This window comes from Neobacillus niacini, from assembly GCF_030817595.1.
Taxonomy (GTDB): Bacteria; Bacillota; Bacilli; order Bacillales; family Cytobacillaceae; genus Neobacillus; species Neobacillus niacini_G.
Genome location: NZ_JAUSZN010000001.1, coordinates 5979913 through 5998074, shown reverse-complemented (window position 1 = coordinate 5998074; position 18162 = coordinate 5979913). Strand labels below are relative to the sequence as shown.

The window sequence follows — 18162 nt, the reverse complement described above, 5'->3', positions numbered from 1 at the left end:
AATAAACTTCCACTTGTTATTTCCACCGCACTTACCTCCTCTTTCGGATTAATTTACCTTTCTGACCACGATTCGTACACCTTCGACTTTTATTACGGTGATTTTAGTATTTTGGTCAATGAAATCGCCTTCAGTTACAACATCTATTCTTTCATTATTAAAAACTGCTGTTCCCGAAGGTCTTAAGACTGTCAATGCAATACCTTCTTTACCTAGTAAGTCTGTTCGATTTACATTAGATACATAGCCATCTTCTTTTTTAGCAGTATCAAACAGAATCATTCGATTAAATAAAACCACTTTTTTGCGGAGGACCTTGCTCATAAAAAACATGACAGCAATCGAAATACAAATTGCAATAAAAATAGAGATTCCCATATTCAACGGATTTTCCCCAGCTAGAAACAGACTTGCTATTAATGCAGCCAAACCTAGTGTGCCCGAAATGGCTCCTGGAAGAAAAAATTCTAAAAAGATTAGCATGATCCCAACCGCAAACAACATAATTGTTCCAAAACCGGCAAGACCTGCTTGAAAATGTCCGTAAAAGAAAAGAAGTAGTGCAAATAAACCTATGAATCCTGATATCCCAAACTTCGATGAAAACAATTCATAAACAATAGCTGTTCCTGCAATCGTTAATAGCAGTGTTACAACGATCGGGTTTGTTAGAAACTCAACCATAATTACCCTCCCTTCATGTCGACACTATGTATACGTTTTAAAGACAAATAAGTTTCAAATTTTTCAAAACAATGAAAAACCGCAAGCTAAACGCTTGCGGTTTTGGTTGTCAGAATAATTATGAAAGGTGTTGTTGTACAAATTTATTTACAAGTGAACCGTCTGCTTTACCTTTTAATTTAGGCATAATCGCAGCCATCACTTTTCCCATATCCGCTTTTGATTTTGCACCGACTTCAGAGATTGTTTCTTTAACAATTTCTGACAACTCTTCTTCGGAAAGCTGCTTCGGTAAATACAGTTCGACGATAGCCAACTCTGCACGCAATTTATCAACAAGGTCTTGACGACCTGCTTTATCAAATTCATGGAGGGATTCTTTGCGTTGCTTTACTTCGCGAGAAAGGATTGTTAACTCAGTTTCTTCGGAAAGCTCTTTTGTACCAAGCTTAATTGCTTCATTTTGCAAGGAAGCTTTTACCATCCGAATCGTTGTGAGTTTGTCTTTTTCCTTATTTTTCATCGCTTGTTTCATGTCACTGTTTAAACGCTCGAGAAGACTCATAAATTACACCCTCTCTTAGAACTTACGTTTTCTTGCTGCTTCAGACTTTTTCTTACGCTTTACACTTGGCTTTTCGTAGAATTCGCGCTTTCTTGCCTCTTGCAAAGTACCAGTTTTTGATACTGTACGTTTGAAGCGACGAAGAGCATCTTCAAGCGATTCGTTTTTACGAACGACGGTTTTAGACATTCTCTTTCCCTCCCTCCGAAACACAACACACTTACATTCAATCCATGTACCTTGCAATTATAATATATCATAGAAACAAGGTCAACTGTATTTATAGAGTTGAAACAACCTTTTAATATTTTTATTCATAGATCCACAATTTTTTGAACAACCCGCCATAAATCTGGCATGTCCCCCTCCCTCAGGCATACAATTAAGGGAGGGGTGAAGACATGCTTTACATATTATTATTTATATTATTCATCTTATTATTTATCTTTGGCATGACGATAATAAGGTTTGGATTATTTAATTTGTCGGGGAATAAATTAAAAGGATGGCTGACCAAATTAACAAGTACACCACTTAAAGGTATGGTGACAGGCACCTTTGTTACTGCACTATTACAGAGTAGTTCAGCCGTAATGGTCATCACGATTGGGTTGATTTCAGCAAAAATCATGACTTTTCCTCAATCGATCGGGATTATTTTAGGCACAAATATTGGAACCACCTTTAAAACGGAGCTAATTACCTTTAATCTTGATAAGGTTTTAGTACCACTTGCTATTATTGGAGCATTACTAACGTTTTTTAAACCAATAAAAATTAGAAGCATCGGAATGGTCACCTTTGGAATCGCCTCAGTCTTTACAGCAATGAAAGGCTTTGAACTTCTAGCTCAGCCGTTGACTGCACTCCCATTTATCAATAATTTTATCCTCTCTATTAACGATAATATCTTACTAAGTATTTTAACTGGAGCGATTATTACTGCCGTTATTCAGTCAAGTACTGCTATGACAGGAATCACCATGGGTTTTTTAACTGCAGGTCTTCTTCATCTCGATGCTGGGATTGCGATCGTATTTGGTGCCAATATTGGGACATGTATTACAGCATTAATTGCTTCCATTGGAGGCGGGAAAGAATCGAGATTAGCTGCATTTGCACACGTTTGGCTGAATGTTGCCGGCGTTCTAATTTTCACTCCCTTTATTCCTTATTTATCCGAAAATGCCCATATATTAGCGGATGAAAAGATGATTCAGTTAGCACACATAAGTGTAATATTTAATGTAGTTTCATCGATTATGGTTTTGCCATTTGCAACTAAATTTGGTGAAATGATTTTGAAGATACACGGTGGAAAAACAAATATATAACTAAAAGACGGCCTTGGCCGTCTTTTTTAGTAGTCAGAAGTAGATGTTAATCCTTTAAGAATTGCTACTCCCGCACTTGCACCAATTCTCGTTGCTCCTGCTTCAATCATTTTTTCCGTATCTTCGGTATTACGTACTCCACCAGAGGCTTTTACTCCAATATCAGGTCCAACAGTTTCCCTCATCAGCTTAATATCCTCAACAGTAGCACCGCCAGTTGAGAATCCTGTCGATGTTTTTACAAAGTCTGTTCCAGCCTTTACAGCTAGCTCACAGGCGCGAATCTTTTCTTCCCTTGTAAGCAAGCTTGTTTCAATAATAACCTTTGTTAACGCTCTTCCCTTTGCAGCTTCCACAACTGCACGAATATCTTTCTCAACTAACTCATCATTTTTATCCTTCAAAGCACCAATATTGATAACCATATCTACTTCATCTGCGCCATTTTCTATCGCATTATTTGTCTCAAAAGCCTTTGTTTCCGGCGTTGTAGCGCCTAATGGAAATCCAATAACCGTACAAACCTTAACGCCGCTGCCGCTAAGTAAATCTCTAGCTGTGCTTACCCACGTTGGATTTACACAAACTGAAAAAAACTTATGTTCTATCGCTTCTTGGCATAAGGTTTCTATTTGCTGGCGGGTTGCGTCCGCTTTTAACAATGTATGGTCTATCATTGAAGCAACGTTGGTAGTAGCCATTTTACTTGCCCCTTTTCTCCTGAAGTAAAAAGAAATTTGATACTAACATTAGAGTACCCAAATCCAAATAAAAAAAGGACCAAACTAGGTCCCTAAATTGCAGCTTCTTCTTTTGTAAATATTTCTGCTTTTATATCTTCTTCAACAATTCGGACAAACTGTCCTTCGTTGTATGGATAACCAGCTTTTGTAATTTTTACTTTAACAAGTTTACCAATCATTTCTTCTGTTGCAGGGAACACAACTTTTAAATAATTATCTGTATATCCTACATACATACCGTCTCTGAATTCTTCTTCTGGGATTACTTCTAATACGTCATCTTCAAATTGAGAAGCATATTCCTTTGCTAACTGATCAGAAAGAGTTATTAAGCGATGCACACGCTCATTTTTAATTTCTTCATCGACCTGATCTTCCATACGGGCAGCAGGTGTTCCTGTACGCTTAGAATAAGGGAAAACATGCAGTTCTGAGAATTTATGATCTTTGATAAAATTATAAGTCTCCATAAATTCTTCTTCTGTTTCACCTGGAAAACCAACAATAACGTCTGATGTAACCGCAAGTCCTGGAAGCACTTCTTTTAGACGGCCTAACCTTTCACCAAAGAATTCCATTGTATACTTACGACGCATTCTTTTTAGTACGGTGTTAGAACCAGACTGTAATGGGATATGCAAATGGCGAACAATAATATTAGAGTGTTTAATCACTTCAATTACCTCATCGGTAATTTGGCTTGCTTCAATAGAAGAAATTCGAAGTCTTGCAAGACCTTTAACTTGCGCTTCTAGATCACGGAGCAGCAAGGCTAAATTGTAATCCTTCATATCTTCACCATAGCCGCCTGTGTGAATCCCGGTTAATACGATTTCTTTATAACCTGCATCCACAAGCTGCTGTGCTTGGCGGATAACTTCCTTTGGATCACGTGATCTCATTAACCCACGTGCCCAAGGGATAATACAGAAAGTACAGAAGTTGTTACAACCCTCTTGGATTTTCAACGAAGCACGTGTACGATCTGTAAACGCAGGAACATCTAGCTCTTCGTAAACACGATTTTTCATAATATTGCCTACGCCATTTATTGGCTGACGTTCTGTTTTAAACTGTTCAATGTAATCAAGCATTTTGACACGATCCTGGGTTCCAACTACAATATCAACACCCGGTATCGCCATAATCTCAGCTGGTGAGGTTTGAGCATAACAACCTGTAACACAAATTACGGCATCAGGATTTTTCCGGACAGCACGACGAATCACTTGACGGCTTTTTTTATCGCCAGTATTTGTTACGGTACAAGTATTAATAATATAGACATCGGAAATTGATTCGAAATCAACTCGATCATAGCCTTCTTGCTTGAACAATTGCCAGATTGCTTCAGTCTCATAATGATTCACCTTACATCCTAGTGTATGAAAAGCGACTGTTGGCATTTTATTCATCTCCTCATTAATTCAAAATGGTAGGAAATCGCCGCTAGAGCATATAAGGGCGCAGTTTCCGTTCTTAAAATACGCGGACCTAAGCCGCATAGGGCAAAACCATTTTCCTGTAGTACGTGGACCTCTTCGTCTGCAAGCCCGCCCTCAGGACCAAAAACTAAAAGCAGTGAATCCCCAGGTTTCATTTTTAGTAATGTAGCTGAAAAAATAGAAGTTTCACCGCTCCTGCTTTCTTCCTCGAAAGCAACTAATTTATAATGAAAATTTTTGCTTCTATCTATCAAAGCTTTAAAATCCATCGGACTTATAATTTCAGGTACAATTCCACGATGGGATTGTTCCGCAGCTTCTTTGGCTATTTTTTGCCATCTCTCTACTTTTTTACCGGCCTTTTTATCATCCCATTTTACGACAGAACGACGAGCTGCAAAAGGAATAAACTGGCGGGCACCAAGTTCAGTACCTTTTTGAATAATCCATTCAAGCTTGTCCCCTTTTGGAAGTCCGCTTGCAATCGAAATTAAAATAGGAAGCTCCGACTTCTCATCTTTCCATTGTACAACGTCTGCAACGACTTGTTCATCGGTAATTTTTGCAATTTCGCAAACTGCTGCTTGGCCTTCAGGTTCAACACAAATGATTTTGTCCCCGATTTCCATGCGCATTACCTTAATAATATGATGGCGGTCATCACCATCAATCATAAAACGATTATCAATTGCTCGTTGTTTAACAAAGTACCGTTGCACACGATGCACCCCTCTAAAACATTTTACTCTTTATTTTACTGCAATGAATGTAACATTTAAAGCAGAGAAATAGAAAAAAGGGGTTTTATCCCCTTTCAACAGCATTATACCCTTTTAGCAATAATCGCAACCCAATCTTCCATTAAGATGGTTTCGGTAATTTCAAATCCGGACTGAATGAGTCCTTCTTTTACTTGATCTTTCTTCTGCTGAATAATTCCTGAGGCAATAAAAGTTCCTCCAGGTTTCACAACATGTGCTACATCATCTGTAAAACGTAAAATAACTTCAGCTAAAATATTGGCCACAACCACGTCAGCTGAATTCTCTTCGACGCCATCTAAAAGGTTATTTTGCGAAGTGGCTACTTTTTCACTCACTTTATTAAGCTTTATGTTGAGTCGCGCTGATGTTACGGCAACTTCATCTAAATCATAGGCACGAACATCTTCTGCACCGAGCATAGCGGCAGCGATACTTAGCACACCTGATCCAGTTCCAACATCAATTACCCTGTCACCAGGTCGGACTGTTCTTTCTAAAGCTTGGATACACATAACCGTTGTTGGATGTGTTCCAGTTCCGAATGCCATTCCAGGATCCAATTCAATGATTAATTCATCACTGCTGACTGGAGTGTAGATCTCCCATGTAGGAACAATCGTAAACTTCTCTGAAATTTTAACAGGGTGATAATATTTCTTCCATGCTGTTGCCCATTCTTCTTCGTTCACTTCACTAATAGTGACTTTATTTATTCCAATATCAATATTGTGAATAATAAGGTTATTGATTGATTCTTTTATTGCGTCTACCGTTTCACCTAAGAAGCTGTTAACAGGTAAATAGGCTTTCACAATGACTCCTTCTTCAGGGTAATCATCAGGATTGAGTTGGTAGATTTCCCCGAACTGATCTTGCCTCTCCTTTGTTAGTTCAAAAGGATCTTCAATAACTACACCGCTAGCACCGGCCTCATGTAAAATATGCGATATTGGTTCAATCGCTTCGTTTGTAGTGTGAATACTAAGTTCAGACCACTTCATTCTACCAACTCCAATCCTTACTCGCCTTTAAAGGCTCGTTTTACTTTTGAGAAGAAACCTTCTTCATGTTCACCAATTGGTGAATTTCCACTAAGTTCAGCAAATTCACGAAGAAGTTGCTTTTGTTTATCGGTTAACTTAGTTGGAGTAATAATTCGGACGATTATGTGCTGATCCCCGGTTCCATATCCACGTACATTCGGAATTCCTTTACCTTTAAGTCGGAATTTTGTTCCTGTCTGCGTACCAGATGGGACCTTTACTTTTACTTTGCCATGCAGGGTTGGGACTTCGATTTCATCTCCAAGCGATGCTTGAACAAAGGTGATAGGCATTTCGCAATAAACATCATCGCCATCTCTTTCAAAAAACTCATGTTCTCTAACGTGGAAAACAATATATAAATCTCCAGAAGGTCCACCGTTAATTCCGCCTTCACCTTGTCCGGAAATCCTTAACTGCTGACCATCATCAATACCTGCAGGGATTTTAACATGAATCTTTTTCCGTTTTTTCACTTTACCAGTTCCGCCACAGGTTGAACATTTATGTTTAATCTCTTTACCTGTGCCGTTACAATGATGACAAGTACGGCGATTAACCACTCTGCCAAATGGTGTATTTTGCTCAATATTTAACTGTCCTGTTCCATGACAGTGTTGACAGGTTTCTGGGTTTGTTCCCTTTTTAGCACCAGAACCGTTACATGTACCACATGTCTCTTCGCGTGGGATTTCAATATCTGTTTCTTTTCCGAAAGCCGCTTCTTCAAAAGAAATGGTCATTGTATATTGAAGGTCTGCACCTTGTCTTGGGGCATTTGGATCACGTCGGCGCGAACCACCCCCGCCAAAAAAGGTATTAAAAATATCTTCAAAACCGCCGAAACCACCGCCGAAATCAGCGCCGCCACCGAAGCCTTGGTTTGGATCAGTATGACCAAATTGATCATAATGGGCCTTTTTTTGATCATCGCTTAAAACCTCATAAGCTTCAGCGATTTCTTTAAATTTATCTGCAGCATCAGCCTCTTTGTTAATATCTGGATGATATTGTTTAGAGAGCTTTCGATATGCTTTTTTTATCTCATCCTTAGAAGCGCTCTTACTAACTCCAAGCACTTCATAGTAATCTCGTTTACTCATGATTACCACTCCCGAATCTTTCACATAAAGATTATTCTAACATCTATTAGAAGTTAATTGCAATACGAAATGCGTAAGGCGCTTGCTTATCGGCTTATGCCCCGAGCCGATAGCGCCTGAAGCTGGACATATAATAACTTTAACAATGAAAAAGCCAAAGCCGATGCTGACTTTGACTTTTTCATAAGAAAGAAATTTTTACTTTTCGTCTTTGATTTCCTCAAATTCAGCGTCGACTACATTGTCATCTTTAGGGCCTGTTGCTCCGCCTTCTGCACCTTGTGCTCCTTGAGCTGCCTGAGCAGCTTGTTCATAAAGCTTAACCGTTAACGCTTGAACAATTTCTTGTAAAGCGTCTTTTTTAGCGCGGATCTCAGCAAGATCATTTTGTTCAATCGCTGTTTTTAAAGCGTCTTTTGCTTCATTTGCTTTCGCCACTTCAGCAGCATCCACTTTATCCTCTAAATCTTTTAATGTTTTTTCAGTTGTAAAGACTAATTGGTCTGCTTCATTGCGAAGTTCCACTTCTTCTTTACGCTGCTTGTCAGCTTCAGCGTTTTCCTCAGCTTCTCTGACCATTTTTTGAATTTCTTCATCGGAAAGACCTGTTGAAGATTTGATTGTAATTTGCTGTTCTTTATTCGTACCAAGATCTTTAGCACGTACATTTACGATACCGTTTTTATCGATATCAAATGTTACCTCAATTTGTGGAATTCCACGTGGTGCTGGTGGAATATCAGATAATTGGAAGCGGCCCAATGTTTTATTTAGATTCGCCATTGGACGTTCCCCTTGAAGAACATGGATATCAACAGCCGTTTGGTTATCTGCAGCAGTTGAGAATACTTGTGACTTTGATGTTGGAATCGTTGTATTACGGTCGATTAACTTCGTAAATACGCCGCCCATTGTTTCAATACCAAGTGAAAGTGGTGTTACGTCAAGCAAAACTACATCTTTAACATCACCCGTGATTACACCACCCTGAATAGCAGCACCCATCGCTACTACTTCGTCTGGGTTTACACCGCGGTGCGGCTCTTTGCCTGTTGCTTTCTTAATCGCATCTTGAACAGCAGGAATACGTGTTGAACCACCAACTAAAATTACCTTATCAAGCTGTGAAGCAGATAGTCCCGCATCGCTTAATGCTTGACGAGTTGGCCCCATTGTACGTTCTACAAGATGAGCAGATAATTCATCAAATTTAGCTCGTGTCATTGTTACTTCAAGGTGAAGTGGACCAGCAGGACCTGCAGTGATAAACGGTAAAGAAATTTGTGTTGAAGCTACTCCAGATAAATCCTTTTTCGCCTTTTCAGCAGCATCCTTTAAACGCTGTAATGCCATTTTGTCTTGAGAAAGGTCAATACCATTTTCTTTTTTGAATTGCTCTACTAAGTAGTCGATGATAACTTGGTCAAAGTCATCTCCGCCAAGACGGTTATCACCAGCAGTGGCTTTAACTTCAAATACGCCATCTCCTAGTTCAAGGATAGAAACGTCGAATGTACCGCCGCCAAGATCGTAGACAAGAATGGTTTGGTCTTGGTCGGTTTTATCTAAACCATAAGCAAGTGCTGCTGCAGTAGGCTCATTGATAATACGCTCAACTTCTAAGCCAGCAATTCTACCTGCATCTTTTGTAGCTTGGCGCTCAGCGTCATTAAAATAAGCTGGTACGGTGATAACAGCTTTAGTAACTGGTTCTCCTAGATAATCTTCAGCATAAGATTTTAAATATTGAAGGATAATGGCAGATACCTCTTGTGGAGTATAGTTCTTTCCTTCTACTTCAACTTTATAGTCAGTACCCATGTGCCGTTTAATAGACATTAACGTGTTAATGTTTGTAATGGCTTGACGCTTTGCAACTTCCCCAACTTGACGTTCGCCGTTTTTAAAAGCGACAACAGATGGAGTTGTGCGGTTTCCTTCTGGATTTGGAATAACCTTTGGTTCGCCGCCTTCAAGAACTGCAACACATGAGTTTGTAGTACCAAGGTCAATACCGATAATTTTACTCATTTCCCTTTTCCTCCTAGGTAATAATATGTAGGTTTATTGATTTACCTTAACCATTGATGGGCGGATTACTCGATCCTTTAACATGTACCCTTTTTGGAATTCAGCGCTTACGATATTAGAGCCAAAATTCTCATCTTCTCCTTGCATTACTGCTTGGTGGAAATTTGGATCAAACTCTTTTCCAACTGCTTCAATTGGTTCAACACCTTCTTTTTTCAAGGCGTCGACTAAACTACGATAAACCATTTCCATTCCTTGTAGCAAGGAGCGTGTTTGATCATTATCAGCTTCTATTTGAAGTGCTCTTTCGAAATTGTCCAAAGTCGGAAGCAATTCAGTCACTAACTTTTGTGCTTTATATTTTTCACCCGCTTCAATATCTAATCGAGTGCGACGGCGAAAGTTATCAAAATCTGCTTGAAGACGCAGGTAACGATTATCAGCTTCTTCTAATTTACTTGTGAGGTTTTGAATTTCAGCAGCATAGTCTATGTTTGTTGAATCATCTTTGGAATCCTCTGCTTCAGCAAAAACTGTTTCAACTTCTTCATTGGTAAGTTCAACTGTTTCAGATTCAACTTCCTCATTAAGCGTGTTGTTCTTTTCTTCTGTCAACTTACTCACCTCCTTAAAGGATTGTTAAACATTTATGGTAGTTGTTAATTTCATGATAAGGCGGGGTGAAAAAAGAGCTTTTCACCCTTACTCAATATTTCCACTGCTAATATTTTTGATACAGTTTCGTTAACACTGAAGTTAAATCGTTACTTAAAAACTGCAGCAAGCTTATTACACGTGAGTACTCCATTCTAGTTGGCCCAAGAATGGCAATCGTTCCTAAACTTTCAGCTCCAACGGAATAGGTTGCAGTAATTAGGCTGCAATTTTCCATTGCACTGTTGTTGTTTTCTCTGCCGATTTTTACATTAATACCAGCAGAGTCATTTTTAATTAAAGGATAAATCCACTCTTCGTGATCAATCATTTGTAATAAATCACGAATTTTACTGATATCATGAAACTCTGGCTGACTTAACATATTTGTCTTTCCGCCAAAGAAGAGCTTTTCATTAACAGGCATTTTTAGTGAATCAGCAATAGTATGCATCATTAAATCGTAATTACGAATATGCTGCCTTAATAACATTGCTACTTCCTTGTAGATTTTATCATTTAAATCTTCAAGGGCTACCCCAGTCAAACGCTCATTTAGAATATTGACTGTCTTTTCCAAGTCACTCGCATCCACAGATGGAGGCAAATAAAATGTTCGGTTTTCAACATGGCCCGAATCGGTTACAAAGATTGCTACTGCACTCTCTTTGTTTAAAGGAATGATCTGTATCCGTTTAAGTTTATTAAAACTGGCCGCAGGACCTAAAACGATTGAAGTATAATTGGTTAACTCAGATAGGATTTTTGCTGATTTTTGAATGATTTTCTCAAACTCAAAAATCCTTTCCGCAAAAATCGATTGAATAATCGAAATATCCTGCTTGTTTAATGCTTGTGGCGACAGCAAATGGTCTACATAATACCGATAGCCTTTTTCAGAAGGAACACGACCAGAAGAAGTATGCGTTTTTTCTATAAAGCCTAACTCTTCAAGGTCTGCCATTTCATTCCGAATTGTTGCTGAACTAAATGAAATCTCTTCTTTTTTCGACAAACTCCTTGAGCCGACAGGTTGTGCAGACCGAATAAAATCATCAACAATAACCTGAAGAATCAATAATTGACGATCTGTTAACACCTTTCATCACCTCTGTTAGCACTCATCGAAGTCGAGTGCTAATTCTATTAATAAATTATCAAAAATAGGGGGATGGTGTCAATCATTTGATACTAAGAATTTGCAAAGTCACCAGTAAAAAGCTTTAGCTAGTGACTCCTAAAAATGATTGAAAAACCTCATTACCCAGCAGCCGCCCTGTTTTTGTTAAATAAATATTATCATCTTTCACTTCTATCCATTTTTTAGCGATCAAGTCTGAAATTTCATTTTCAAAAATTCGCAGTGGGTCCATATCAAACTTTGCGATGAAATGGGATATAGATACTCCATCTGTTTTTCGCAGACCTAAAAACATTTCTTCTTCTATTTGTTCTGCTTTGGAAGTTTGATGTTCTTCAAAGATAGGGAGCTTTCCGTCAGCAAGTTGTTCCATATATTTTTTTAATGGTCCTGCATTGGAGCGTCTCCAGCCATTCACATAGCTGTGAGCTCCTGCACCAAACCCATAATAGTAATCGTTATTCCAGTATGTTAGGTTATGTTTGCTTTCATAGCCAGGCTGTGAAAAATTACTTATTTCATACTGGTTGTAACCGTGCTGTTCCATTTCCTCCATTACGAGTTCATACATCGCTGCTTCTGTATCTTCTCCTAGTGTAGGAAGTTTCCCTTTTTGCATTAGATTGTAAAAAACGGTCTTAGGTTCAATAATTAATGAATATGCCGAATAATGTTGAATGTCTAGTGTAAAAGCTTGAGTCAATGACTCCTTAAAATCAGTAATGGTTTGGGTAGGCAGACTGAAAATTAAATCAATGCTGATGTTTTCGAAACCAATAGACTTGGCATTGTCTACAGTCTGGTAAACATCCTTAGCACGATGTACACGGCCAATACTCTTTAATAATTCATCATTAAAGGTTTGAACTCCGAGACTGAGTCGGTTTACACCTGCATCTTTTAATATTTGTAACTTTCCTTTTGTTAAATCACCTGGATTTGCTTCGAAAGTAAATTCAACCTTGTTGCCCATCGGTAAGTTTCTGGTTATACTTTCGCAAAACCGGTCTAGCTGTTTTTCATTTAAAGAAGTGGGAGTTCCTCCGCCTACAAAGATGGTTTCCAGTCCATTAGTAGGATATTTTTGTAACGTAAGAATCATTTCCTGCTCAAGTGCCAGTAGATATTCATCCACCGGCTGCCCCTTTAGAAAAACTTTATTAAAATCACAATAATGGCAAATATGCTCACAAAAGGGTATATGGAGATAAGCAGCTTTAATCATATTTTCACCTTCCTGGAAAAGCGGAAGCGCCTTGCTCAGGGGCGACAGGCATAAGACGAGCCGGCGGGAAGGTTGTTCTTTAACCTTTCTGACGGATTGACTTAGACCTTAGAGCCCCTAGGCGCTGCAGCTAGACATTTTTTTCTAGTAAAAAGAGGCTGGATTTCGCCTATAATTAGACATCCCAACCTCCCGTTTCATTTTTTATTTTTTTGTATTGTTATCATCCATTTTAAGAACAGCCATGAAAGCTTCTTGCGGGACCTCAACAGAACCAACCTGTTTCATCCGTTTTTTACCTTCTTTTTGTTTCTCAAGCAACTTTCGTTTACGGGAGATATCTCCCCCATAACATTTAGCCAATACGTTTTTACCCATGGATTTAATGGTTGAACGAGCAACAATTTTTTGACCAATTGCGGCTTGGACAGGAACTTCGAATTGCTGCCTTGGGATTAATTCCTTTAGCTTCTCAACAATGACTTTGCCACGTTCATAGGCAAAATCTTTATGAACGATAAAGCTTAAAGCATCCACCTTTTCAGCGTTTAACAATATATCCATCTTAACCAAGCTAGACGGTTTGTAGCCAATTAACTCATAATCAAATGATGCATAGCCTCGGGTGCTAGATTTAAGTTGATCAAAGAAATCATAAACAATTTCTGCTAACGGAATTTCATAGATGATGCTTACACGGTTTTCACCTTGGTATTCCATATTAATAAACATACCACGCTTTTGCTGGCACAGCTCCATAATCGCACCGACATATTCATTTGGAGCCATCATCGTTGCTTTTACGTACGGCTCTTCAACATGGTCAATTTTCTGTGGATCCGGAAGATTTGAAGGGTTATCCACTTTTATTTGAGTGCCATTTGTCATGTGTACATCATAGATAACACTCGGAGCCGTCGTAATCAAATCAATCTTAAATTCACGCTCAATACGCTCTTGAATAATCTCCATATGAAGAAGACCTAAGAATCCACAGCGGAAACCAAAACCTAAGGCTTGAGATGTTTCAGGCTCAAATTGGAGCGCAGAATCATTTAACTGCAGTTTCTCCAGCGCTTCACGTAAATCATTAAATTTTGCTGTATCGATTGGGTACAAGCCACAATACACCATTGGGTTTAATTTACGGTAACCTGGGAGCGGTTCGGATGCACCGTTTTTAGCATTCGTAATCGTATCACCGACACGAGTATCGCCAACATTTTTAATTGACGCTGAAAGGAACCCAACATCACCAACAGTTAACTCGTTTAGAAGTGTAGATTTAGGAGTAAAGACCCCAACTTCATTTACTTCAAATTCAGCACCTGTTGCCATCATTTTTATTTTGTCGCCTACTTTTACACTGCCCTCGACCACTCGAATGTAAGCCACAACACCACGATAGGCATCGTAAAGGGAGTCAAAAATCAATGCTTTTAATGGAGCATCAGGATCACCAGTTGGAGCAGGGACACTTTTCACTACCTGTTCGAGGATATCTTCAATCCCAATACCTGCTTTAGCCGAGGCTAATACTGCTTCGGAGGCATCAAGTCCAATAACTTCTTCAATTTCGTTACGTACTCTTTCAGGTTCAGCACTAGGTAAGTCAATTTTATTGATAACAGGTAAAATTTCGAGGTTATTGTCTAGTGCAAGATAAACGTTCGCTAAGGTTTGCGCTTCAATACCCTGTGCTGCGTCAACAACTAAAACAGCACCTTCACAAGCAGCAAGGGAACGTGAAACCTCATAGGTAAAATCGACGTGTCCTGGTGTATCGATGAGATGGAAGGTATACTCTTCACCGTCTTTTGCTTTGTATTTTAATTGAACAGCATTTAACTTTATCGTTATCCCGCGTTCTCTTTCTAAATCCATCGAATCTAAAAGCTGATCCTTCATTTCACGAGAAGTTAATGCATTCGTTTTTTCTAATATACGGTCAGCTAATGTTGATTTCCCATGGTCAATATGGGCTATAATCGAGAAATTTCTTATCTTTGATTGTCTTTTTAGTTTATCTTCTCTGTTCATCTATTTCACTCCTACTATAACTCGCACAAGTACACTATTTTTGATTATATCAGTACGGGAAATAAGATTCAATGAAAACTAAAAGAGGGTGATTTTTCCATAAAAATAGCGGTATCCCCATTTAGGAACCGCTGGCAATATTTATTGAGTAATAAGATTAATAAGTTTTTCGGAAGCTGAAGAAACACCTTCTGAAACCTTCTTTCCCATCGAAGAAAAAAGATTAAAGGCACTTATCTCCTCAAGCTTCCTTTTCTTTTCATCAATGTCATGACTTGAGATGTCATTTCCCAAGAATGTAGCCTTAACATGGTCACCATTGTCATTTAAGGCAACCGCATTTTGAAAATTAGGGTCGTCATAGCCCTTCATTTTATGAATACCATCATTCGCTAATTGCATACCGGCTAACACCGAAATAAACATGAGAGATACAATACAAAAAAATTTCAGCATGAACATTTTCATAGGACATGCTCCTTTACTTCTATTGTTTATCCGTGGATTGCTCACCATCGGAATTAACTTTCTCTGCTTGCCAGAAGTATTCACTAAATACATCTGCAAGTGCATCTGCGGAACGGTTTAACTCTTCAAATGTATTATCTACACCGCCAAATTCCACTAATATTACATTCTCAGACAAATTTTGATTATAGACACCGTTTTGTCCAGCACCCTGGTTCATATGAATTCCCCAACTTAATCCTTTATATTTCTTTTCAAGCAGATTATGCAAATCACGTGCTAACTTTTCATTTTTTTCATGATTTGGGTTTTTCCCGCCAATAACAAAAGCCAACTGTGCATAGGCCTGTCCATTAATCATTACTGTCGTTTTATCTTTACGTCGAGCGTCCCTATGGATATCAATAAAATATTGTAATTCACGGTTTGAAGCCATTGCTGTTTGGACTAACTCACCAGATTTCTGGTAAGTATTAGCCATTTTCACACTTCCCATAATATCAGATTTATCAATGGAGGTTCCAATGCCCCTAGCCTCTAATCCCGCTTTCAACTGATCTCCAATTTTAGTGACATTCAATTGTGAATGATAGGCAAGATTAGGGTCGGTCACCCCTTGTAAATAAGGAAGATATGACTCACGATTATGAGTAAAGTAAAGATGTACCACCTTTTTATCACCTGTTGTAAGTGAAGGGTTTGATGGAATATTATCCTCGTTCCCTTTATCTATACCTTCAATATTCTGCAGTGACGCTTCTCTTTCTGCTTTCATTATTTCTAAAGGGGGGGAGGACTCAAATGGCATGTTTGTATAATTGGAACCTTCACCAGCAACTAGGATTTTTCCATCAAACTGTTCAAAACCTGGAAGTTCTCTTCCTAAAAGGCTCCTTGGATCGTTTAAATTAATATTGCTCGAAAGCTTAAAGATTAAATTAGTTAACTTGGGACTTGCTGTTAAGTCATCCTCAATGGATAAGAAATGATGATTCTCCCAAGCCATGAGCTGATAGAGCATTTTTCCATTTACTTCGTTCGTTGCCGTATTAACAGAATTAGACATAGGTCTAAACTGGGGCTTTAACGATGTTAATAGCCCGCTGATAGAAAAGACCAATAGCATAAATAATAGGATAAAAGAGGTTACTTTTATTAGATTCGTCCCTTGCACTGTTAAAAATAATCCGGAATTCCTAGTAGATTTCATGGTTCCACCTCTCAATTTGATTCTAGTAAATACTTATGACATTACTAGAATTACTAGAACCACAATTCGCAATTGTGAGGTGGTCACTTAAATATTATCTTGTATAGTACCCGGCATTTCCTTGGTCAATATTACTGTGGAGCGAGGCATTTAACCCGCTGGCAATAAGATTGGCCATATCTTCAATAAACACATCTACTTCCTTTGGAGTGACCATTAAATTGTGTCCCAATGGGGAGAGTACTTCATAAATCAACTTACGCTTTTCCTCTTCCTCCAATGTACCGATCATTCCAAGGAAGGTCTGACGGTGCTTTTCTTCAGGAAGGTCCTCTTCAGTAAGCTTTTTTCGTTTTCCAAAAGTCATACCCGCTGGTGCCAGTGCTCGTGAAGGACGATTCCCTTCTTTAAGTTCCTTTCCAAAGTGCTTAAGGATAAAATCTATCGTGTCACTTGTAATGGAAACCGCATCAACAACGGTCGGAACACCAATAGCAATTACTGGAACTCCTAATGTTTCCTTACTTAATTCTTTTCTTTTATTTCCAACACCAGATCCTGGGTGAATACCTGTATCAGAAATCTGAATGGTAGAATTAACCCTTTCAATGGACCGCGCTGCTAATGCATCAATCGCGATGACAAAATCAGGCTTAGTTTTCTCAACTACACCGAAGATGATATCGCTCGTTTCGATTCCAGTTAATCCCATAACCCCTGGAACTAACGAACTAACAGGACGGTACCCTTCCTCTACATGTTCAGGCTGCAATTCGAACAAGTGCCTGGTGATCAATAGGTTTTCACAGACCATCGGACCAAGGGCATCAGGAGTAACATTCCAATTTCCCAGACCCACCACGAGGCAGGAGGCATCCTTTTTGATACCAGTTCCTTCTAGGAAGTGAGAAAATTCTTTTGCAAAAATTTCCTCAACCTTTTGTTGTAAAGGAGTGTCCTGCTGTCTTATCCCTTGTACCTCAACCGTTAAATAGCGTCCCGGCTTTTTACCCAGTTGTTTTCCCCCTGCTTCTGTGACCTCCACCAAAGATATTTTTATATCATCTATATCCTTTTCTTTAATAATGACTCCTTCAATTTGGGAAATGTTCTCACCCTGTTGAACTGATCCTTCCCTATCAGCAATGACCATTTCTCTTGCTTCAATCGCTAAATCCGTTCGAATCGAGTACTGGCTTAAATCAATATCCGTGTTCTTCTCTTCCTGCATTCTGTATCGCTCCCATCATTAATTTCTAAATAGAAACTATTTCCTATTTTTGCCCTTATTCGGTTAAAACATTCAGGTTTTTCTTAGATGTAATTAAATCAAGTATTGCAATATAGGGTTTGGTTTGATAAAATATCACTTGTTCTGAATAATTGTGAATGAAGGTAAAGTCGAGTTCATATAGTCTCGATTCTTTGTAGGAGGTGAAAGTAATGCCTAACATTAAATCTGCTATTAAGCGTGTAAAAACAAGCGAAGCTCGTAATGCTCAAAATACAACTGCTAAATCTGCAATGCGTACTGCTGTTAAGAAAGTAGAAGCTGCTGTTACTCTTAACGACGCTCCTGCAGCTAAAGAAGCATTCTCAACTGCTGCTAGCAAACTAGACAAGGCTGCTGCAAAAGGACTTATCCATAAAAATGCTGCTGCTCGTAAAAAATCACGTCTTGCTAAAAAAGCTAACTCTCTATAATAAAAGAG

At 38.7% G+C, this 18162-nt stretch carries 18 protein-coding genes; 2 read left to right on the top strand and 16 right to left on the bottom strand.

Annotation, left to right across the window (positions count from 1 at the left end; translation table 11 throughout):
- Positions 1-48: 48 nt before the first annotated feature.
- The 3 genes from QFZ31_RS28490 to rpsU form a co-directional block, all read right to left on the bottom strand.
- Entirely contained in the window at positions 49-684 is a 636-nt protein-coding gene (locus QFZ31_RS28490; RefSeq protein ID WP_307309676.1) for an NfeD family protein, read from the bottom strand.
- Between the two features lie 118 nt (positions 685-802).
- Positions 803-1249: a GatB/YqeY domain-containing protein gene (locus QFZ31_RS28485; protein ID WP_307309673.1), complete on the bottom strand. Its 447-nt coding sequence runs from the start codon at positions 1247-1249 to the stop codon at positions 803-805.
- Between the two features lie 15 nt (positions 1250-1264).
- Positions 1265-1438: a 30S ribosomal protein S21 gene (rpsU, locus tag QFZ31_RS28480; protein WP_007087607.1), complete on the bottom strand. Its 174-nt coding sequence runs from the start codon at positions 1436-1438 to the stop codon at positions 1265-1267.
- Positions 1439-1650: 212 nt separating this feature from the next.
- Here rpsU and QFZ31_RS28475 point away from each other — a divergent pair, with 212 nt between their 5' ends.
- Positions 1651-2583, top strand: coding sequence for a Na/Pi symporter (locus QFZ31_RS28475; protein ID WP_306073373.1), 933 nt, complete (start codon positions 1651-1653; stop codon positions 2581-2583).
- Positions 2584-2609: 26 nt separating this feature from the next.
- Here the strand turns inward: QFZ31_RS28475 and deoC are convergent, their stop codons facing one another.
- From deoC to gpr, 13 genes are all read right to left on the bottom strand, one after another.
- On the bottom strand, positions 2610-3284 hold the full coding sequence (deoC, locus tag QFZ31_RS28470) for a deoxyribose-phosphate aldolase (protein WP_306073372.1): 675 nt from the start codon (positions 3282-3284) through the stop codon (positions 2610-2612).
- A 92-nt stretch (positions 3285-3376) separates the two neighbouring features.
- Positions 3377-4732, bottom strand: coding sequence for a tRNA (N(6)-L-threonylcarbamoyladenosine(37)-C(2))-methylthiotransferase MtaB (mtaB, locus tag QFZ31_RS28465; RefSeq protein WP_307309667.1), 1356 nt, complete (start codon positions 4730-4732; stop codon positions 3377-3379).
- A 5-nt stretch (positions 4733-4737) separates the two neighbouring features.
- A complete protein-coding gene (locus QFZ31_RS28460) occupies positions 4738-5490 on the bottom strand; it encodes a 16S rRNA (uracil(1498)-N(3))-methyltransferase (protein WP_307309664.1) in 753 nt (250 codons plus the stop codon).
- A 104-nt stretch (positions 5491-5594) separates the two neighbouring features.
- A complete protein-coding gene (gene prmA / locus QFZ31_RS28455; RefSeq protein ID WP_179596893.1) occupies positions 5595-6536 on the bottom strand; it encodes a 50S ribosomal protein L11 methyltransferase in 942 nt (313 codons plus the stop codon).
- A gap of 17 nt (positions 6537-6553) precedes the next feature.
- Positions 6554-7681, bottom strand: coding sequence for a molecular chaperone DnaJ (gene dnaJ, locus QFZ31_RS28450; RefSeq protein ID WP_307309660.1), 1128 nt, complete (start codon positions 7679-7681; stop codon positions 6554-6556).
- Positions 7682-7879: 198 nt separating this feature from the next.
- The gene (gene dnaK / locus QFZ31_RS28445) at positions 7880-9712 is read right to left on the bottom strand and encodes a molecular chaperone DnaK (RefSeq protein WP_307309657.1); all 1833 of its coding nucleotides are present in this window, start codon (positions 9710-9712) and stop codon (positions 7880-7882) included.
- Positions 9713-9745: 33 nt separating this feature from the next.
- Positions 9746-10327: a nucleotide exchange factor GrpE gene (gene grpE / locus QFZ31_RS28440; protein WP_179596899.1), complete on the bottom strand. Its 582-nt coding sequence runs from the start codon at positions 10325-10327 to the stop codon at positions 9746-9748.
- A gap of 106 nt (positions 10328-10433) precedes the next feature.
- The gene (gene hrcA, locus QFZ31_RS28435) at positions 10434-11465 is read right to left on the bottom strand and encodes a heat-inducible transcriptional repressor HrcA (RefSeq protein WP_307309652.1); all 1032 of its coding nucleotides are present in this window, start codon (positions 11463-11465) and stop codon (positions 10434-10436) included.
- 124 nt (positions 11466-11589) lie between these two features.
- Positions 11590-12732, bottom strand: coding sequence for a radical SAM family heme chaperone HemW (hemW, locus tag QFZ31_RS28430; RefSeq protein WP_307309647.1), 1143 nt, complete (start codon positions 12730-12732; stop codon positions 11590-11592).
- A 204-nt stretch (positions 12733-12936) separates the two neighbouring features.
- Positions 12937-14772 carry a translation elongation factor 4 gene (lepA, locus tag QFZ31_RS28425; protein WP_179596905.1) on the bottom strand — a complete coding sequence of 612 codons (1836 nt, stop codon included), beginning with the start codon at positions 14770-14772 and terminating at the stop codon, positions 12937-12939.
- 141 nt (positions 14773-14913) lie between these two features.
- Complete coding sequence (locus QFZ31_RS28420) at positions 14914-15240, bottom strand: DUF3679 domain-containing protein (RefSeq protein ID WP_307309642.1); 327 nt, start codon at positions 15238-15240, stop codon at positions 14914-14916.
- Between the two features lie 19 nt (positions 15241-15259).
- A complete protein-coding gene (locus QFZ31_RS28415; protein WP_307309639.1) occupies positions 15260-16450 on the bottom strand; it encodes a stage II sporulation protein P in 1191 nt (396 codons plus the stop codon).
- Positions 16451-16544: 94 nt separating this feature from the next.
- Positions 16545-17681: a GPR endopeptidase gene (gene gpr, locus QFZ31_RS28410; RefSeq protein WP_307309637.1), complete on the bottom strand. Its 1137-nt coding sequence runs from the start codon at positions 17679-17681 to the stop codon at positions 16545-16547.
- A 212-nt stretch (positions 17682-17893) separates the two neighbouring features.
- Here gpr and rpsT point away from each other — a divergent pair, with 212 nt between their 5' ends.
- Positions 17894-18154, top strand: a complete 261-nt coding sequence (gene rpsT, locus QFZ31_RS28405) for a 30S ribosomal protein S20 (RefSeq protein ID WP_063251355.1) — start codon at positions 17894-17896, stop codon at positions 18152-18154.
- The last annotated feature ends 8 nt before the right edge of the window (positions 18155-18162 follow it).

Bases quoted from the DNA above. Each gene is read 5' to 3' on its own strand.
- rpsT (WP_063251355.1), top strand. From the start codon at position 17,894: ATGCCTAACATTAAATCTGCTATTAAGCGTGTAAAAACAAGCGAAGCT.
- hemW (WP_307309647.1), bottom strand. From the start codon at position 12,732: ATGATTAAAGCTGCTTATCTCCATATACCCTTTTGTGAGCATATTTGC.
- dnaJ (WP_307309660.1), bottom strand. From the start codon at position 7,681: ATGAGTAAACGAGATTACTATGAAGTGCTTGGAGTTAGTAAGAGCGCT.
- rpsU (WP_007087607.1), bottom strand. From the start codon at position 1,438: ATGTCTAAAACCGTCGTTCGTAAAAACGAATCGCTTGAAGATGCTCTT.
- gpr (WP_307309637.1), bottom strand. From the start codon at position 17,681: ATGCAGGAAGAGAAGAACACGGATATTGATTTAAGCCAGTACTCGATT.
- QFZ31_RS28415 (WP_307309639.1), bottom strand. From the start codon at position 16,450: ATGAAATCTACTAGGAATTCCGGATTATTTTTAACAGTGCAAGGGACG.
- QFZ31_RS28420 (WP_307309642.1), bottom strand. From the start codon at position 15,240: ATGAAAATGTTCATGCTGAAATTTTTTTGTATTGTATCTCTCATGTTT.
- deoC (WP_306073372.1), bottom strand. From the start codon at position 3,284: ATGGCTACTACCAACGTTGCTTCAATGATAGACCATACATTGTTAAAA.
- QFZ31_RS28475 (WP_306073373.1), top strand. From the start codon at position 1,651: ATGCTTTACATATTATTATTTATATTATTCATCTTATTATTTATCTTT.
- QFZ31_RS28490 (WP_307309676.1), bottom strand. From the start codon at position 684: ATGGTTGAGTTTCTAACAAACCCGATCGTTGTAACACTGCTATTAACG.
- dnaK (WP_307309657.1), bottom strand. From the start codon at position 9,712: ATGAGTAAAATTATCGGTATTGACCTTGGTACTACAAACTCATGTGTT.
- mtaB (WP_307309667.1), bottom strand. From the start codon at position 4,732: ATGCCAACAGTCGCTTTTCATACACTAGGATGTAAGGTGAATCATTAT.
- QFZ31_RS28485 (WP_307309673.1), bottom strand. From the start codon at position 1,249: ATGAGTCTTCTCGAGCGTTTAAACAGTGACATGAAACAAGCGATGAAA.
- prmA (WP_179596893.1), bottom strand. From the start codon at position 6,536: ATGAAGTGGTCTGAACTTAGTATTCACACTACAAACGAAGCGATTGAA.
- lepA (WP_179596905.1), bottom strand. From the start codon at position 14,772: ATGAACAGAGAAGATAAACTAAAAAGACAATCAAAGATAAGAAATTTC.